16 protein-coding genes and 1 pseudogene are annotated in these 17,620 nt (G+C 62.6%); 7 read left to right on the plus strand and 10 right to left on the minus strand.

Annotated elements, in window-relative coordinates:
* Positions 1–33 precede the first annotated feature (33 nt).
* Together M0D66_RS14795 and M0D66_RS14800 are read left to right on the plus strand one after the other, a co-directional pair.
* Positions 34–162, plus strand: a pseudogene (locus M0D66_RS14795) (isoprenylcysteine carboxyl methyltransferase); the annotation flags it as partial.
* A gap of 77 nt (positions 163–239) precedes the next feature.
* A complete protein-coding gene (locus M0D66_RS14800; RefSeq protein WP_211706521.1) occupies positions 240–1,133 on the plus strand; it encodes a sterol desaturase family protein in 894 nt (297 codons plus the stop codon).
* Here M0D66_RS14800 and M0D66_RS14805 read toward each other — a convergent pair.
* The 9 genes from M0D66_RS14805 to M0D66_RS14845 form a co-directional block, all read right to left on the minus strand.
* Positions 1,056–2,234: an MFS transporter gene (locus M0D66_RS14805; protein ID WP_211706520.1), complete on the minus strand. Its 1,179-nt coding sequence runs from the start codon at positions 2,232–2,234 to the stop codon at positions 1,056–1,058. The genes M0D66_RS14800 and M0D66_RS14805 overlap by 78 nt on opposite strands.
* Complete coding sequence (locus M0D66_RS14810; protein ID WP_211706519.1) at positions 2,231–3,025, minus strand: DeoR/GlpR family DNA-binding transcription regulator; 795 nt, start codon at positions 3,023–3,025, stop codon at positions 2,231–2,233. Before M0D66_RS14810 ends, M0D66_RS14805 begins: the two co-directional genes overlap by 4 nt.
* Positions 3,026–3,183: 158 nt before the next feature.
* The gene (locus tag M0D66_RS14815) at positions 3,184–4,032 is read right to left on the minus strand and encodes a DNA-binding domain-containing protein (RefSeq protein ID WP_211706518.1); all 849 of its coding nucleotides are present in this window, start codon (positions 4,030–4,032) and stop codon (positions 3,184–3,186) included.
* On the minus strand, positions 4,016–4,915 hold the full coding sequence (locus M0D66_RS14820; RefSeq protein ID WP_244869761.1) for a DUF692 domain-containing protein: 900 nt from the start codon (positions 4,913–4,915) through the stop codon (positions 4,016–4,018). The genes M0D66_RS14815 and M0D66_RS14820 overlap by 17 nt, the downstream gene beginning before the upstream one ends.
* 34 nt (positions 4,916–4,949) lie before the next feature.
* The gene (locus tag M0D66_RS14825) at positions 4,950–5,213 is read right to left on the minus strand and encodes a DUF2282 domain-containing protein (RefSeq protein ID WP_234487631.1); all 264 of its coding nucleotides are present in this window, start codon (positions 5,211–5,213) and stop codon (positions 4,950–4,952) included.
* A gap of 159 nt (positions 5,214–5,372) precedes the next feature.
* Positions 5,373–5,822, minus strand: coding sequence for a copper chaperone PCu(A)C (locus M0D66_RS14830; protein ID WP_211706517.1), 450 nt, complete (start codon positions 5,820–5,822; stop codon positions 5,373–5,375).
* A 36-nt stretch (positions 5,823–5,858) separates the two neighbouring features.
* Positions 5,859–7,310: a PepSY domain-containing protein gene (locus M0D66_RS14835; protein WP_211706516.1), complete on the minus strand. Its 1,452-nt coding sequence runs from the start codon at positions 7,308–7,310 to the stop codon at positions 5,859–5,861.
* Positions 7,311–7,409: 99 nt separating this feature from the next.
* Positions 7,410–9,794, minus strand: a complete 2,385-nt coding sequence (locus M0D66_RS14840) for a TonB-dependent receptor (protein ID WP_211706515.1) — start codon at positions 9,792–9,794, stop codon at positions 7,410–7,412.
* A gap of 82 nt (positions 9,795–9,876) precedes the next feature.
* Positions 9,877–10,278: a DUF2946 domain-containing protein gene (locus tag M0D66_RS14845; RefSeq protein WP_211706514.1), complete on the minus strand. Its 402-nt coding sequence runs from the start codon at positions 10,276–10,278 to the stop codon at positions 9,877–9,879.
* Between M0D66_RS14845 and M0D66_RS14850 the strand changes: the two genes are divergently transcribed.
* Both M0D66_RS14850 and M0D66_RS14855 read left to right on the plus strand, forming a co-directional pair.
* The gene (locus tag M0D66_RS14850) at positions 10,277–10,552 is read left to right on the plus strand and encodes a hypothetical protein (protein ID WP_211706513.1); all 276 of its coding nucleotides are present in this window, start codon (positions 10,277–10,279) and stop codon (positions 10,550–10,552) included. The two genes, M0D66_RS14845 and M0D66_RS14850, sit on opposite strands and share 2 nt — an antisense overlap.
* Positions 10,549–12,705 (plus strand): tetratricopeptide repeat protein, encoded by a 2,157-nt coding sequence (locus M0D66_RS14855; protein WP_211706512.1) that lies wholly within the window; start codon positions 10,549–10,551, stop codon positions 12,703–12,705. Before M0D66_RS14850 ends, M0D66_RS14855 begins: the two co-directional genes overlap by 4 nt.
* A gap of 15 nt (positions 12,706–12,720) precedes the next feature.
* On the opposite strand, the gene M0D66_RS14860 is transcribed toward M0D66_RS14855, so the two are convergent.
* Positions 12,721–13,677 (minus strand): LysR family transcriptional regulator, encoded by a 957-nt coding sequence (locus tag M0D66_RS14860; RefSeq protein ID WP_211706511.1) that lies wholly within the window; start codon positions 13,675–13,677, stop codon positions 12,721–12,723.
* A 104-nt stretch (positions 13,678–13,781) separates the two neighbouring features.
* Between M0D66_RS14860 and M0D66_RS14865 the strand changes: the two genes are divergently transcribed.
* The 3 genes from M0D66_RS14865 (at position 13,782) to M0D66_RS14875 (ending at position 17,431) form a co-directional block, all read left to right on the plus strand.
* Positions 13,782–14,897: an aryl-sulfate sulfotransferase gene (locus M0D66_RS14865; RefSeq protein WP_200618330.1), complete on the plus strand. Its 1,116-nt coding sequence runs from the start codon at positions 13,782–13,784 to the stop codon at positions 14,895–14,897.
* A 30-nt stretch (positions 14,898–14,927) separates the two neighbouring features.
* A complete protein-coding gene (locus M0D66_RS14870) occupies positions 14,928–16,256 on the plus strand; it encodes a uracil-xanthine permease family protein (RefSeq protein WP_211706510.1) in 1,329 nt (442 codons plus the stop codon).
* A 68-nt stretch (positions 16,257–16,324) separates the two neighbouring features.
* Positions 16,325–17,431 (plus strand): porin, encoded by a 1,107-nt coding sequence (locus M0D66_RS14875; RefSeq protein ID WP_266210942.1) that lies wholly within the window; start codon positions 16,325–16,327, stop codon positions 17,429–17,431.
* The last annotated feature ends 189 nt before the right edge of the window (positions 17,432–17,620 follow it).

Genomic DNA, 17,620 nt, shown 5'->3' on the forward strand with positions numbered 1-17,620 from the left:
CATGCGTGACAGTGGGCCTGTCGCTGGTCACGCGCGTACCGGTTCGTCTGGCACCCGATGTATCTCGGCTACTTCACCACGGACATCGGCTTCCTGCTGACGAACTTCAGTTTGCAGAATATGATCGTGTATGCGTGCCAGTTCGCGCCGCAGGTCGTGCGCCAACTGTTCTCGACCATGCGTGGTGGCCAGGTTGAGCGGCTGAGAGATTGAGCGCACCGTATTGACTGGGAAATCACATGTTTTCATCGGGCCCATTTTCTGAGTTGCTGCACCACGCGAGCCACTGGCTGGGCGCCTTCGCGCTCGCTCTGCTGATGATGGGCGTGGGCGGGGCACTGGAGCGCCGCTGGCCGGCCGAGCTATTGCAATCGAGCGCCGGGATGCGCTTCAACGTCGCCTACGCGGCGCTGTATATGGCGTTCGCCGAAGCCATGCGGCCGCTCATGGCGATGGTCAGCGTCGCGCTCGTCAATGCGCTCGGCGGCGGCTGGGTCGTGCTGGCCTCGCGGGGGTGGGGCGCGTTGGCTTCCATCGTAGTCGTGCTATTGACGTTCGACATGCTGGAATATGCGTTTCACCGCTTGCAGCATGCATGGCCCGTGCTGTGGAAGCTGCACTCCCTGCACCATAGTGCCGCCGAGTTCAATGTCACGGTGACGTTCAGGCATCACTGGTTCGAGGTACTCCTCAAGGGCTGCCTGCTCTATCCGGTGGTCGGCGTGCTGTTCAAGGTCGAGCCGTGGATCGTTGGCGTCACGGCGGTCATTTTCATGTTCGGCAATTACTTCGCGCATATGAACCTGCGCATCGACCTGGGTCGCTTCACGACGTGGGTCAACAATCCGCAATATCACCGCCTGCATCATTCGAACCGCACCGAGCATTACGACCACAACTTCACGCAACTGTTGCCGCTGTGGGACCACCTGTTCGGCACGCTCTGGGTGCCTTCGAAGCACGAATGGCCAGCCACCGGTCTGGACGACGGCGCGCAACCGCGTTCGCTGCTGGGTGCGTTGAGCTGGCCGCTGCGTTCGCAACCCCGGCGTCTTCTAACCAACACTCCCACCACGCACCGCCTTCCCACCCGTCAAACAAACAACCATAGTAGCCACGACGAGCACGCATAACGCCACGCGCAAGCCGAGCAAACCCGCACCGAGTCCGATCAACGGCGGCCCCACCAGGAAGCCGGCATAACCCGCCGTGGCCGCCATCGAAACACCGACAGCCGGCGTCACGGTCGAGCGGCCCGCGGCGCTGAAAATCACCGGGACGATATTCGCGAGGCCGACGCCGACCATGGCAAAGCCCACGCAAGCCGTAAGCACGGTGGGCAGGCTCAACACCAGCGCGAGTCCGGCTGCCGCCAGCAGGCCGCCGAAGCCGATCACCTTGCTCGAACCGAAGCGCCGCACGGACACATCGCCGACGATGCGGCAAGCCGCCATCGAGAACGCAAACGCGGAATAGCCGACCGCCGCGACGCTGGCCGCTTCGGTCAAGGTAGCGCGCAAATACACCGCGCTCCAGTCGGCCACCGCGCCTTCCACCATCATGCAAAGGAACGCGAGCAACGCAAGCTTCATCACTTTGGCGTTGGGCAACGCGAAGCCGCTGGAGGACGCGGCCGCGCGCGGACCGAGATCACGCAACGCCAACACCGCGGCAGCGGCCATGAGGACGGCGATGAATACGGCCGGCAGCATGAGACCGCCGATCACGCCGACGCCGTTTTTCTGCAGCATGGCGCCCGTCGCCGCGCCGAGCAGGCCGCCCGCACTCCACGCCGCGTGAAACGACGACATGATGGGCGACTTCCATTGCGTTTCGATCGTGCTGGCGTGGCCGTTCATCGAGACGTCGAGCGCGCCGTTCGCCGCACCGAGCAGGAGGAGCACGATGCCCAGCGTCGCCAGGTTCGGCGCAAAGGCGGGGAGCGGGAGCGCGATAACAAACGCAGCGCCGAGCAGCGCGGTGGCCCGGCCGCTGCCGAAGCGCGGCGCCAACTGTCCGGCCAACGGCATCGCGATGATGGCCCCCAGCGCAAAGGCGAATAGCGCGATCCCCAACGACGTATCGCTGAGCGACAGACTCTCCTTGATACGCGGCACTTCGACTGCCCAGGCGCCGATCCCGAATCCGTTGGCGAGAAACACGCCGAGGGTGGCCACCCGCTCCTTGAGCGGTTTCATGAGCGGTGTGCTGATCGGAGTAACGAGTGTTTTCATGAGCGCGCCACCATCACGTTGTCGCACACCGCTGCGAGTTGGGTACGCCGCGCGGCCGTCACATCCGCTTCGACGAATAGATGGTCTACGGCGCGCGCCGGCGCAACGTAAAACGGCGCAGCGGTCATCAGTTTTTCCGACGTCACGGCGATAGCGACCTGGCTGCTTGCCTGCACCATCGCCCGTTTGAGTTCGGCCTCTTCAGCGTCGAACGCGGCGACTCCTTCATCTGTATCGAACGCGCACGCACCCAGAAAGCAGAGGTCGGCCTTGATCTGCTGGATCTGCAGCAAGGCGGTGGCGCCGGTCGCGCCGGCTGCATGCTGAGCGATGCGCCCGCCGATAAGAATGATCTCGAAGCCAGGCCGGTTCAGGAGACGCGCGCAAGCCTCGGGCGAGTTAGTCACGACGGTTAGATCCGCGTTGTCCGGGAGCGCCGCGGCGATCGCGACATTCGTCGACCCGGTGTCCAGCAAAATGATCTGTTTGGGCCGGACGATGGACGCCGCGACGACCGCGAGAGAGGCCTTCCGATCCACGGCTTCGTGCATGCGGACCGAGGCGTCTACGCCGGCAGGCGAGATCAGCAGGGCGCCGCCGTACACGCGCTTGCAATGACCGTGGTCGGCCAGTTCGCGCAAATGACGGCGGACCGTATGTTCAGATGTTTGGAGTTCGGCAGCGAGTTCGGATGCCAATACGCGGCCTTGAGCACGCAACCGTTCCAAAATCAGCTGTTCCCGCTCCTCGGGCAGAAGCCCGTCCACTGCGTCCTGCCTCGTTCGTTGCATGACTTCACCTTGCTCGATTGCGAAACGATCATAATCGAGCATAATTTAACGTAAACGAGCAGGGCGAGCAACGGTGCAGTCGAAATTCTTCTGAAGGGACGGATTCGGCAGGTCGTAAAGCGTTTGCGTCGGCGCCGGCGGGGCGGTCTGCAATCTGCTTAACAGGGCTGGAGGCCTGTAATCGCCGAGGCCGCGATCCACGCGCGCCATTGCGACGTGAAATTGAATTCGGCATCGATTGCGAATGCCGAGTCGAGCGCTTCGTTGAGCGTCGTTCCACGTTGCAACGCATCGAGAGCCGAATGCGCGGCGGCGCATTGAACGAGTATCTGCGGCTGCCACTGCGGTCGCACGACCAGTACATGGGTCGGTGACTCGAAATTTGCCGGAAAGGAGCCACCTGGCTGATGCGCTGCCCAGATATCGGCGATCGCATAGGGTGAAGCGATGAACGTGCAGGCGGGATGCACGACCAATTTCGCTTCGAGCAAATCTTTGGGGAGGATGGCGGCCCATTCCGCTGGCGTAAGCACGTTGGCGTCCGCGGCAAAGTAGGCCAGATGCAGCGACCATTCGAGACGCGCGAGATCGGCGAAATAGCGGAAACGGGGAGCCTGTTCGTAGGTTTCGACGAAAGCCGGTAGCGCTGCGCCGAAGCGATTGAGGTCGCCGCTCTGTGACGGATGGGCTTCTGCGTAAGCCACCGACAGCGCATTGAAGTAGGCTTCACCGACTAACACCAACAAGACGGGATAGGCGCTCGCGAGTGCAGTCCGCCGGTGGGCGCGAATGCTGCTCCGATAGAGGTCGACGCGCTCGCGCAGATTGTCCGCGAGTTCGTTGCCGTTGCCTGGTGTTTGTTCAGAGACGCATGCAGCGCTCTCAGCGCGACTTAGCGCCTGATGGACTCCACGCCCCGTGCATTGCAGTTGCGCAAGCACAGGCCGCTGTTCGCCCTCCAGCGATTCAGCGAACATGCGCTGCAGTGACTCAAGCGGCGTGCGCATTATCGGCATCGTGTTGATTCGAAGGGGTGAGGGCCGATCGCCTGGCGTGCACGGTGTTCTGAATATCACGTGCGCGATCCGCTTCATCGAGCAAGACGCTTAACGCCGGTACATCGGTATCCCACTCGATCAGCGCCGGTATCGTGCCGAACCGCTGCAGTGCGTATTCATAGAGCGCCCAGACTTCGTTGACGACGCGTGAGCCGTGATCGTCGACGACGGCGATGTCCGTCACGCGATGACCCGCAAGATGAATCTCGCCAATCGTGCCGATCGCCAGCGCGTTCATGGCCGCGACGGCGTCCTCTCCATGATTGCATTGGTTCACGTATAGGTTGTTCACGTCGAGCAATACGCCGCAACCCGTGCGTGACGCAAGTTCGGCAAGAAATGCAGTCTCACCGTACTGATCGTCGCGGAATCGAACGTACGTGGAGACGTTTTCCAGTAGAACCGGCCGGCCGAGCGTGTCCTGCAATTCGCTGACACGCGAAGTGAGCAGCGAGAGCGCCGCCTCGGTCAAAGGCATCGGCAAAAGATCGTTCAGATGGCCAGCCGATGTCGCGCCCCAGCAAAGATGTTCGGAGACGACAGCCGGCTCGATCCGCTCGATCAGACGTTTGAGCTTCGCAACGTGAGCGAGGTCGAGTGGCTTCGTCGAGCCAAGGCCGAGACCGACCCCGTGCAAACTGACAGGCAGGTCGTGTCGCACGGTGTCGAGCACGTGCAGATCGAAGCCGCCGTCGCCGAAATAGTTTTCACTGTGCACCTCGACCCAGTCGACCGCAGGCGTAGCGTCGAGGAAGTCGCGGTAATGAGCATGGCGCAACCCGATTCCGATGCCGGGCGGCGCGCAGGCAGAAGGGACGAGAGGATGCATCATGGGCCCGGACTGGCACAGGAGCGCCGCATCCGCATCAGGAATGCTGCTCGTCGAACTTGCCGCCCATCTTCTGGCAGGTTCCTTTCGGCACGGTCTTGAAGTCGCCTTTGTCGTTGTCGACCTTGGCCTCACCGGCGCAGCCGTGCACACCGGTCTTGCTCGCACAGTCGTTCTGACCGGCCTTGGCGATGCCAAAGCACTGAACCTTCTCGTCCGCATGCGCTGCGCTGATGCCGGTGGCGGCGAGTCCCGCGAGGGCCGCGGCGATCAATGCCGGCCGGCTAAGTTTCGAGTTCAATTTGCTTCTCCTGAGTAAGCGGCGGTGGATCGCTCGCCGCACCATTTCAACCGTCGCTTCGCCATGGGCTGCTGCGGGGCTGAGACGGTGCGCCTGATTCGCAGCGCCGCGGCCATGTGTAAACCGATTCTAAGCCTGCCACATTAATTATCCGGCATGTTACTGGCTCATCGTACTCGCGCTTTTCACGGCACAGGAGGCGGTGACTTTCTCGCCGTCGCTGAATGAGAACGCCAGCGGGATCGTCGTGCCGATCTTGAGCGGCTGTTTCGGATGCTCCAGCATCACGTGATAGTTGCCCGGAGCAAAGACGAGCGAGCCGTGCGCGGGCACCGCCACCTGATGGACCATCGCCATGGAAGACGTGCTGCCCTGGCTTTGCGTCTGATGCAGCATGGCCATGCCGAAAGCGTCAGTGCTGATGCCGGTGAGATTGACGGGCTGATCACCCGTGTTGCTGGCCTTGAAATAGCCACCCGATGGCAGATCGCCCGGCAACGCGCGGATCCAGCAGTCCGATACGCTCACGGCTGCAGCGGCACCGGCGAAGGCCTGAATGGATGATCCGCACAGCAAGGCGGCGAAGAGAAGTTTGCGTGTTGTCTTCATGAGGTGTTCCTCGTTTTTAACAGCGGAAATGAAGCGTTAAGCAGCTTGCCGCGTGGCGCGGCCAAAAATCGTGCGATCGGCAAGCCACACTGCGAGCAACGTGGCGCCCATCAACGGAAAGACGATACCGAGCAGAACGAGACTGGTTTTCCAGCCACGCATCGGCGGTGCGGCACGTTCGCGCGAGGGTGCGCCGAGCGAGCGCTGCGGGCGTCGCTTCCACCACATCACGCAGCCGGTCACGGCCATTCCCGCGAGCCCAAGCGAAATCGCAGCGCAGAGGATCTGATTGGCGACGCCGAAATAGCGGCCCATATGCAACGACGTGCCGTACGACACGGCTTTCGACACCGCGCCGTAATCGCCGTAGCGGATGTCTTTCAGCACCGTGCCGCTGTATTGGTCGATGTACAGCGTGCGCTCGTCTTTCGGGTCGGCGGGAAAGTACGAGACGGTGTAGACGCCCGTAGCGGATGACGGCAGCACGATGTCGTAGCCGCTCTGGACACCGAGCGATGCGACGAGGGCGACGATGCGTCCGAGCGGCAGCGCTTGCGCCGCGTGTGCGTCGGCGGATTGCGGCACCGGCGTGTTGCCGACGGCCCATGGCGTGAGCGGCAACGGCAAATCGTCCATCACCATGCCCGGCATCGAGTCCATGTTCGCCTGATCAGCGCCGTGCGCGGCTTGCGTTTCACCACGCGCTCCCGGCAGGACAGAACGCAACGGCAAACCGCCCCACGAACCTGGCGGCGCGCCAAGATTGACAGAGGTTGCGAGCGCCTTGAACTGCTTACCCCATGAGCCTGTCCACGGCAGACCGCTCAGCACGAAAATGAGCGCACCGAGCGCGAGCCAGATACCCATCACGGCGTGAAGATTCTTCCAAAGCGCGCGTCCTTGCAGCGAGAAACGCGGCACCAGCACAGCACGTGCGGTGGTCTTCCCGCGCGGCCACCAGAGTGCGATGCCGGTGCCGATCATCACCAGCGTCCAGCACGCGGCCAACTCCATCAGCAATTCGCCTGGTTTGCCGAGCAGCAGCTTGCGGTGAAGCATGCGGTCCACCTGCATGAAGCGGCGCTCGACGCTTAGCGTGCCCAATACTTCGCCGGTGTAGGGGTTCAGATAGACACTCTGTTTTTCGCCGTCGGCGAGGCGAAAAATGAACTCGGTGCTGCGATCCGGTGCGCTCGCGATAGGAGCCGTCACCGCGCGCGCATCGGTCGGCATCGCCGCGCGGGCTTTGGCGAGCAACGCGTCTTCAGTGAGCCTTGGCGTGGCTTGCGGTTCGACGATCAGGCGGTGCGGGTAAAGCAGCGGTTCGATTTGCGGCTGGAAGCAATACAGCGTGCCGGTGATCGCAAGCACGACCAGAAACGGCATCACAAAGAGACCTGCGTAAAAGTGCCAGCGCCAGAGCGTTCGGTAGCCGGCATTCGCTGCGCCTGTTGCCGAGGTCGCGCGTTGTGCGGTGGTGGTGGACATTCAATCCTCCTGAAGCAAAAATGGGTCGATCGGTTTGCGCAGTGATGCACGCGCTGGTTTGCAACTCACGAGTGCAAACCGCGCATGCCAATCGCGTGTTCACATACGCAACTTTGCTTCGACGTAAAACGTGCGGCCCGGATACGGGTGATAGACGAAGTAGCGCGCGTCAAACAGGTTGTCGACGCCGATACCAACTTCACTCAGCTTCGTCGGCTTGAACGTGAATTTCGCGTCCGCCACCGTGTACGAACTGGTGCCGCCGAATACATCGGGATTCGTGTCGGTATTGGTGAGCGTGTTGTATTCACGGCCGGAGTAGCGCGCGGCAAGCGTGATCGCTGCGCGTTCGTCGATGTGATACGTCGCGGCGAGATTCGCGCGCCACAGCGGAATCCGATAGAAGTACTTGCCGACGGTGGCCGGGTTCTGCGCATTCGCGATGATCTTCGACTGCGTGTACGCCACGCTCGCCAGCAGATCGAGACCACGCACGAATACATCCTGTCCCGAGTAGCTCGTTTCGACGCCACGCGAGCGCACCTTGCCGATGTTCTGGAAATTCGTCACATTTGGAATCACGGTCGTATCGGTCTGACTGAAGATCGTGTTCTTCACGTCGTCCTGAAACAGCGAGAAGCGGAACACGCCATTCCAGTGCGCCCATTCAGCGGTCAACTCCTTCGAGAGATCGTCTTCGGGCTTCAGGTTCGGATTGTTGTTGATGATCGAGGAGCCGTTGATTTGCCCCTGGAACATCTCACCCACCGTCGGAAACCGATAGGCGCGGCCAATCGATGCGCGCAAGCTCAGATCGTCAGTGACATCGAACGACAATGAGGCTTTCGGCGAAAAGTGATGCTGGTTCGCGTCGCTATACGGGAACACCTTGCCCGGCAGTGCCTGCGAGCCGCCGTAGGCTTGCCAGTCTTCGTACCGTACGCCGTAGACCAACTTCCAGCGCGGCAGAAAGTGCCAGGCATCCTGGGCGTACAGCGCCTGGGTCTGCGTCTTGCCCTTGAAAGCATTGGCAAACGAGGTCGCCGCGCCATCGCGCCAGTTCAGCGTGTTGTAGCTCTCGTTGTCGAGGAAATAGTTGTCGTAGTGATAGCCGAAGCTCAGCGCATGACTCGTCAGGCCCGCTTGCGGCGTGACGGGTGTGTAGGTGGTGCGCAGATCGAGCGTTTTCCAGCCGGTGCCGTCGCCGAAGATCACCGTGCCGGGGCCGTTGCCCGGCGCGCCCGAATTCGCGGTGCGCGCCACGCTGTTGCCGACGTCGTAGTACGAAGCGATTGCTTCGCCATTCCAGCCGGTGGCGTTGCGGGTTTTCAGCGTGAGCCCGTATAACCAGTTCTCGCTGTAGCCGAGGCTCGGGGCGAGGGCGGCCGCCGGAATCGTGTACTCGTAGCCGCCGATCGCGACCTTGCCGCTGTATACCGGGTTGCCGTTCGCGTCGCGCAGGAAACTCGACGTCGCGCTGTTATAGGTCTGGTGCCAATAGCCGAGTGTGAAGGCGGCCTGCAGTGTCGGCGTGAAGTCGTACTGCATCTTCAGCTTGAACTGGTCCTGTACCGTGTGTTCGATCCCTTCGCCGTTCACGCCGAGCACCGCGGTCGGCGTATTGGTCTGGTTGTTGTAGAAGTACGCGCCGGTCACCGGTGTGTCTCCGGCTTTCGCGGGCGTATTTGACTTGGCGAGCGTGGCGAATTGCAGCGGCTGGCTCGTGTTCTCAAGGTGATTCACGCCCAACCGATACGAGAACTTCCCGATCTGATCGCCGATCGACGCGCTTGCCTCGCTGCCGTTGAAATTCTGATTCACACCGAACAGGCTGAAGTGCTGGGTGAAGGCTTTGACGTCCGCGTCGGCTTCGAACTTCTTCGGCATGCGGGTGCTGATGAGCACCGTGGCGCCTAGCGAATTGCCCGGATAGAGCGCGGAAAACGGCCCATAGATCACGTCGACCTGCTGGATCTCGTCGGGAAACACCATCGACCAGCGGGGCGGAAACGAATAACTATTGCCGAGCAGATTACTGAGCAGGAGGCCGTCCGCATAGACGAGACCGCGTGCGCTCTGCGAATTGCTGGTGCCGCGTACGGCGATGATCGAGTTCAGATCGCCGATAAAACGCTTGCGCACGGCAAGGTTCGGCATGTACTTCAACACGTCTTCGGTATTGACGACGTTCCAGTTGTCGAACTGTTCGCGCGTTACGGTTTCGACCGAAGCCGGCAGATTAGGGTCGACGGCGCGCGGGTTGGCGACGGAATTGGCACTGGCGGTAACGCTGACGGCAGGTAGCGTGGCGTCGGCGGACGCGCTATCCGCGTGAGCCGGGGAGGCGATAAGTGCCGGTGCGAAGGCTGGAACTAGTGCAGAAAAATAAGCCGGGAAATGCGACAGCGGCCGCCGGCCGGATGGAATGCGCCGGGCGCCGCGGCGGGCGCAAAGAGGCAGCCTTCGCAAAGCGAAGTTGAGCATGAACGTTTCCTTGATGCATTGAACAGGCGATCGCGCGCCCCCTCAACGGGTGCGGCAAATGCGCGATCAGGAACAACAGCGATCAGGAAACGGCGGGCGGGCCTCTTGGGCGTCCGGACGGGAACGCGCCGAGCGGCGTGAAGCGGGTGGAGAGGGCGGGCGGCACAGTGCCGGCAAGCGCGAGTGCGGGCGGCGGTTCGACGGCCGCAACGGTCGGCATGGCGACGTGATGCTGGAGCAGATGGCAGTAGCCGCATGCGCCGAAGGCGTCGTCGTGGCTGAGGTGGACGGGCGCCGGGTTGGCCTGCGTGGATTGGCTCACCAGGCTCTGATTGGCCGGCTGCAGCGCCGAGCAGAGCGCCGCGAAGGGCTCGTTCGCGCGGTTCGACACCAGCATCTGACTCACGACCGGCGCGAACACGACAAGCCACATGGCGATCAGGCCAAGCCATGCGGTCATGCGGTTATGGGAGCGTGGAGTCATGGTGATGAACGTAAAGACGCGGGCGATTCTAGCACTGCCGCGCGGTCTTTTCTCCTGTGATTCCGTCTATAGCGTCGGATTAGAAGGCCGAAACCGGCTCATTTCGGGGCGTTACAGCGTGACCGTTTCCCTTAAGCTGCATGGTAAATGTTCGGCTTTCCCTGTCGGCGCTTCGACCTCCTGCGCGGCCGCGCAGATACGCGAAACGCCGGACAGGGCAGGCAAAACACGATTGACCCGGCTGACCGCCACCACCCGTTACCACGACTCATGACTGCCACGCAGACGCGCGCTTCCTCGATAGCCGACATCAATCAGCAGGCGGCATTGCTCTGCAAAAGCGGGCAATTCGCCGATGCCTGGTCGTTGGTGGAGCCGATCCTCGACCCGCACGACGAGGTGGAGGAAGACGCGCGGGCCGACGCGTTGAATATTGCGGGCGCCTGCTGGTACGGCATGGGCAATCTGTCCGACGCGGAAACCTATTGGCGCCAGTGTCTGCGCGCCAAACCCGACTATGCCGAGGTGTACAGCAGTCTCGGCATGCTGCTCAAATCGCACGGCCGCCTGTCGGCGGCCAAGGCGGTCTATCGGCAACTGGTCGCGCTGCGGCCCGGCCAGGCCGACGCGCACAACAATCTCGGCACCGTGCTCTACGGGATGGGCTACCGGGAAGAGGCCGAGGCGTCGTATCGTCAGGCGGTGACGATCCGCCCCGACTACGCGGAGGCGCACTACAACCGGGCTATCGTATTGCACGAACTGCGCCGGCTGCATGAGGCGGAAGTGGCCTATCGCGAGGCGCTGATCGGCCTGCCGGAACACGCCGAGGCGCACAACAACCTGGGCAACGTGCTGATGGAACTCGGCCGTGTTGCCGAGGCGGATGCCGCCTACCGGCAGGCGCTGACCATCAAGCCCCAGTATCCCGAAGCGCTCAATAACCTCGGCGGCGTGCTGAAGGCGACGTGCCGTCTGCCCGAGGCCGAGTTGGCTTGCCGGCTCGCGCTGGCGATTCGCCCGGATTACGCGGAGGCGCACCTCAACCTCGGTGCGGTGCTGGCTGATCTCCAGCGTCTGCCCGAGGCTGAAGCGGCGTACCGGGAGGCAATCGCGCATCGCCCGGATTATGCCGAGGCGCACTACAACCTCGGCCTCGCGCTAACCAGCCTGGAGCGTCTACCCGAGGCCGAAATGGCTTACCGGGAAGCGATTCGCTGCCGGCCCGACATCGTTCACGCGCACAACAACCTGGGCTGCGTGCTTCGTCAGATCGACCGCTTGCCGGAGGCTGTCGAGGCCTTCGCGCAAGCACTCACGCTTCGTCCTGATCTCGCCGAGGCTCACTACAACGTCGGGGCCGCGCTGGCGCAACTCAAGCGGCTGCCGGAAGCCGAAGCCGCTTACCTGCGGGCGCTCGCTTTACGCCCCGATTACGGCGATGCCAGGTTCGGTCTGGCTGTGCTGGTGCTCAGCATGGGCCGCTTTGAAGATGGCTGGCGCTTGTACGAGTGCCGCTACGACCAGCCGGGTTTCGTGCATCACAAGACGCGTTCCATGTTGAGCTGTCCGCAGTGGCAAGGCGACTCGCTCGCCGACAAGTCCTTGCTGGTCTGGCAGGAAGACGGGCTTGGCGATATGGTCCAATTCAGCCGCTATTTCGCCTTGCTCAAGGCGCAAGGGGCCGCGCATATCGCCTTTGTGTGTCAGCCTGCCTTGCACCGGCTGATGGCTACGGTGGACGGCGTGGATGCCGTGCTCGATCACGATACGGCGTTGGCCCATGTAGCCGCATCGACATACGACTGCTGGACGAGCTTGTTGAGCGCGCCGCTGCACTTGCGTACGGCAGTGGACACGATTCCGCGCCCGGTCCGTCTCGCGGCCGAGCCGTCGCTCGTCGAAAAATGGCGGCCGATGCTCGAGACCCTGCCGCCCGGCCGCAAGGTCGGGCTGGTGTGGAAAGGCAATGCGAAACACCATAACGACGCGAACCGGTCGATCCCAACGCTAGCCACGCTTGCGCCGCTCTGGAGCGTGCCGGGTCTGAGCTTTGTGAGTCTGCAAAGAGGCCAGGGCGAGGACGAGGCGCAAAACCCGCCCGCAGGTCAGCCGCTGCTCGAACTCGGTTCGACGGTGAACGATTTCGCGGACAGCGCCGCGATCATCGAACAACTCGATCTGGTGATTTGCGTGGACACGTCCATGGCGCATCTGGCCGCCTCGCTGGGCAAACCGTGCTGGATAATGCTGCCGGAGAAAGACATCGACTGGCGCTGGATGCACGAGCGCAATGATTCGCCGTGGTATCCGCATACGCTGCGGCTATTCCGCCGGGCAGTGGGCGAAGACTGGGCCGTTTCGGTCGAGAGAGTGCGGCAGGCGTGTGTGGAGCGGTTTGCCGTTGAACGCGCTACCGAACTCTGAACTCCTCCGGATTCCTCACTTGATCCGCTGCCCGCGCTTGCGGCCCGCTTGCGTTGAAGCGTGAAACTGGCTCTCGGTCGCCTCGATCGCGTGGCCGAGGAACTGCAGGAACATGCTCATCGCGACGGTCGTAGTCAGGTCGGAGCGTTGATAAAGGCAACTGAACGACTTCGCGCCCGCATCGGCGAGCGCAGTCCACGCAAGCTTGCGTTGCGTCACATCCTCCGCCACGTTCTCCGCAATCAGGAAGCCGATCCCGACACCGTCCGCAACGAGCCGGCGCACCATCGAAACCGAACTCGTTTCCACCAGCGGACGCGCCTTGCGTTGCTCGCGGTGGTCGATCTGATCCACCATGGCCCGCAACTCCGTATCCGGTGTCATGAGGATAAGCGGGTAGTCGAGGCAGTCGCGCAGCCGGGGCCGTTTGCCGAGCTTCGTCAGCGGATGCCCGGGCGGCGTGACGAGCCCGAGGTGCTGCGAGAAGGCGCGTACTTCCACCACACCGGGCGGCGGTTTGCGACGCAGGCCATAACCGATGTCGGCTTCCCCGGTCTCCACCCACTTGAGAATGCTCTCGCCGTTGCCCGAGCGCACGCTGTACGTCACCCCCGGATAGCTTTTCATAGCGGCCTGAATGGCTTCGGGCACCAACTGCTCGGCCGACGAAGGCGACACCGCGAGGTTGATATGCCCGCGGCGCAGCGAACGCAGGTCCTCCACCTGCGTCATCGCATTGTCGAAATCGCGTTGTCCGCGCCGCACCGCAGCAATGATGATCTCGCCAGCCGTGGTGAGCTGCATGCCGCGCGGCAACCGGTCGAAGAGCGGCGAGCCGACCTGCTCCTCGAGATTAAGAATTTGCTGGTGCACGGCGGCCGCGGTCAGGTGCAGCGATTCGGCCGCTTTGCGGATCGAACCACGCCTGACTACCTCGTCGAAACAACGGAATGTCTGCGATATTGGACGCATAAATCGACCGTATAGTTTTTCCATACGGCCCGTTAAGAATAATCAGATTTTATTGACGGAACGGATAGCCTAGATTTCGCTTCATCATCTTAACGGAGCGAATCGTGACCACGACAGTCGATCAAATTACCCAGCGCCGCCGCGGCGTTGGCCTCATCGCTCACGACCCCAGGGTTTCATTCGGCGGGTATACGCTGATTGCTCCGCAAACGGCGGGTGGCCGCGTCTATCTCATCGATATCGAGGGCGTCGTCGTGCACGAGTGGAAGATGCCGGTGCGGGCCGGACGCCACGCCGTGATTCTTGCCAACGGCAATCTCGGCTACAACGGCAATCATGCAAAATCGGAAGGCCGTTACGCCCCATGGTCGATGTGGCACGGCGGCGATTTCTCCGAAGTCACGCCTGAGGGCGAGGTGATCTGGCATTACGAAGATCCCGCGCATCATCATGACGCGCAGTGGCTCGCCAACGGCAATCTGCTTTACGCCGCGTGCGCACCCGTGCCGGCGGGATTTGCCGAGCGCGTGCCGGGCGGCACCGCGCACAGTCCCGACGAAGTCATGTACGCCGACGTGATCCGCGAAGTCAATCGCGCGGGCGAACTGGTGTGGGAATGGAAAGCATGGGAGCATCTCAAGCCCGAAGACTTTCCGATCGCGTCGGGCTTCGGCCGGTATCACTGGCCGCTCGTGAACGGGCTCGGCGTGAATGCGAAGGGCGACGTGTTGATGAGCCTGCGCACCACGTCGGGCATCGTCGCCGTCGATCGCAAGACCGGCGGCGTGACGATGCACATTCCGCCGAGCGTGGTGTCGCACCAGCACGCACCCGTGGCGCTCGCTAACGGCAACATTCTCACGTTCGACAACGGCAATTTCCGTAGCGGCGCGCATGTGGCTTTTTCGCGCGTGCTCGAAATCGATCCGTCGAACAACGAGGTGGTGTGGTCTTACGCCGACGACATGGTGAATGCGTTCTACAGCGCTTTCATGGGCAACGCGCAGCGACTCGCGAATGGCAATACGCACATCACCGAGTCGGCAACGGGCCGCCTCTTCGAAGTGACGCCCGCTGGAGAGGTGGTGTGGGAATACGTGATTCCCTGGTTCGACCAGTACCCGGACGAAGCGGCGCGCAAAACCGGCCCCGGCCAGTTGAACAGCGTCTTCCAGACCTTCCGCTACAGCCGCGAGCAATTGCCGTGGCTGCGCGCCTGAACGCCGCGTTTTCGATCCCTCGGGGGTAACGTGAATCCAGACCCAGCCACACATAGCGTCGATACGCGCCTGCCTGCGTGGCAACTCGCGCTGTTCGGCTTGCAGCATGTCCTGTCGATGGCGGCTTCGCCCGTCACCGCGGTTTTTCTGGTGTCGAGGATGCTGTCGCTCTCATCGGACATGACCGTGCATCTGATCGGCGCGACCTTCTTTGCCTGTGGCGCCGGCACGCTGTTGCAATCGCTCGGGGCGGGGTCGATCGGGGCGCGGCTGCCCTTTGTAATGGTGCCGGGCGGCGCGCCCGCCATGCTGTTCGCCGTCATCGCCACGCAGACGGATCTGCGCACCGCCTCGGGCGCGGCGATTCTCACCAGCCTGTTCTACTGGCTCGTCCTGCCGGTATTCGCGCGATGCCTGCGGTTTTTCCCGCGTGTGGTGGTGGGAACGATGCTGCTGCTCGTCTCAGTGAGCCTCATCAAGATTTACGCCGGCATCATCGTCGGCCAGCCGGGCACACCTGGTTTCGCTCGGCCGCAGTCGCTCGGCCTTGCGTTGCTCACGATCATGGCCACGCTGGCTGTGGCGCGTATCTTCAAGGGCACGGCGGGGCGGCTTGCCGTGCTGCTCGGTCTTGCGATGGGCACGTGTGCCGGCTGGGCTATGGGACTGATGCCCGCAGGCGATATGTGGGGCGGTCCGCTCTTCACGCTGCCGGTTTTGCTGCCATTCGGCATGCCGCGTTTCGACGTGCTCGCCGCGCTACCGATGCTGATCTTCAGCGTGATCTCGATGGCCGAGGCAACGGGGCAGACGGTTGCCGTCGGCGAGATCACCGGCAGGAAGATCGACATGCGCCGCGATGTGCCGAGGACGATTCGCGGCGATGCGGTGGCGTCGCTGCTCGGCTCGCTGCTGGGCACCTCGCTCATCATCACGAGCGCGGAGAACATCGGCGTCGTGCAGACCACCGGGGTGCGCTCGCGCTACGTGACCGCGACGGCGGGTGCGATGTTGATGGTCATCGCGCTGTTTGCGCCGCTCGGACGCTTCGCTTACGCCATTCCCGCGCCGGTGGTAGGCGGCACGGCGCTGATCGTGTTCGCGATGATCGGCGTGATGGGCGTCAATCTGCTCGGCAAGGTCGACCTGCATGCACGCGGCAATCAATACACGCTCGCTGCCGCGCTCGTTGCGGGGCTGATACCGATTCTGGTCCCCAACGTCTACGCATCGTTCCCGGGCTATGTGCAGATCGTATTGGGCAACGGCATGGCGGCGGGGACGCTCACGGCCATCGTCGTCAATCTGGTTTTCGGCGCATGGCATCTAAGCCCCGCGGAAAAGATTCAACCAACCTGATGAACTCGGGCTTTAACTTCTAACGCACGGCCACGCAGTTCTCCCTCCAGCGCTTCAACCAACACGCCATGAAAACCCATTTCGCTTTCCGCGCGACATTCGTCGCGTGCTTGCCTGCGCTCGTCGTTTCAACCGCGGCCAACGCCCAGAGCAGCGTCACGCTGTATGGCAGTCTCGATGCGGGTCTCGGCTACGTGAGCAATCTGCACGGCGCCCATGCGTATATCGCCGAGCAGGGCACCTTTCAGGCCGACCGCTTCGGCTTCCAGGGCGTCGAAGATATCGGCGCGGGCCGTTCGGTGGTATTCAGACTCGAAAGCGGTTTCGTCACGACGACGGGCGCGTCCGCCAGCAGCAGCACCTTCTTCAATCGTCAGGCCTACGTGGGACTGTCCGATCCGATGTTCGGCACCGTGACGCTCGGCCGTCAGACCGACTGGAATTTCGATTGGCTCGGCTCGGTGTCGACCGGTCAACTGCTCGGCGACTTCTCTGCGTTTCACCCGGGCAATCTCGATGGCCTTGGAAGCACCTTGCCGGTTCAGTTGTCGAGCACCGTGAAGTGGAAGAGTGCGAACTACAGCGGACTCAGTTTCGGTGCGCTCTACGGATTTCCCGGCGCGTCGGCCAGCAACACCGATGGACGGACCATTAGCTTCGGTGCCAACTATACGAACGGGCCGCTCAAACTGGTGGCGGTGTATTCCGAATACCGCGACCCTTTGCTGCCGCTTTCCAATGGACTCGGCCTGACGTCGTTCGAAGGGCAGACACTCGCGCCAGGCACCACCTTCAACGCGAAACAGGTACGCGACATGGGGATCGGCGGATCGTATCGTTTTGAACGCGTGACGCTGCATGCGCTCGCAACGGATGTGCGAATCCAGTCGGACGGCGGCAGCGAGCACTTTCGCACCGTCGACGGCGGCGTCAATGTGCGCCTGACGCCTGCGGCGGAGATTGCGGCGGGGGCATGGACCGCGACACTCGCGGGGCGCCGCTGGACTCAATTGACCGTGGCGAACGTGTATTCGCTTTCGAAAGCAACTCAACTCTATGCCGATCTGATGTTCGAGACCGCAGGTGGCGGGGCGGTGGCGAATACGCTCGGAATCGGCGCGGCGTCAGGTGGAAGGCAGACGGTGTTTCTGAGCGGGATACACCATCTTTTCTGATTCGAGCGCGGGACGACGGAGTTGCAGTCGCGCTGTGCCGCGTGTTCGAGAACATCGTTGAACAACGCGCTCCTCAAGGTTCCAAGCCGGTCTCGCGTTGAACCGACTCATTCCGATAAACAGATTAGATGGCATTGCACGCTCCTTTAGGTGCTTCCTCGCCACCTTCGAAACCTACAATAGTACCCA

Origin of the sequence: Paraburkholderia sp. SECH2, from assembly GCF_030464795.1 — a bacterium.
GTDB classification, from domain to species: Bacteria; Pseudomonadota; Gammaproteobacteria; order Burkholderiales; family Burkholderiaceae; genus Paraburkholderia; species Paraburkholderia aspalathi.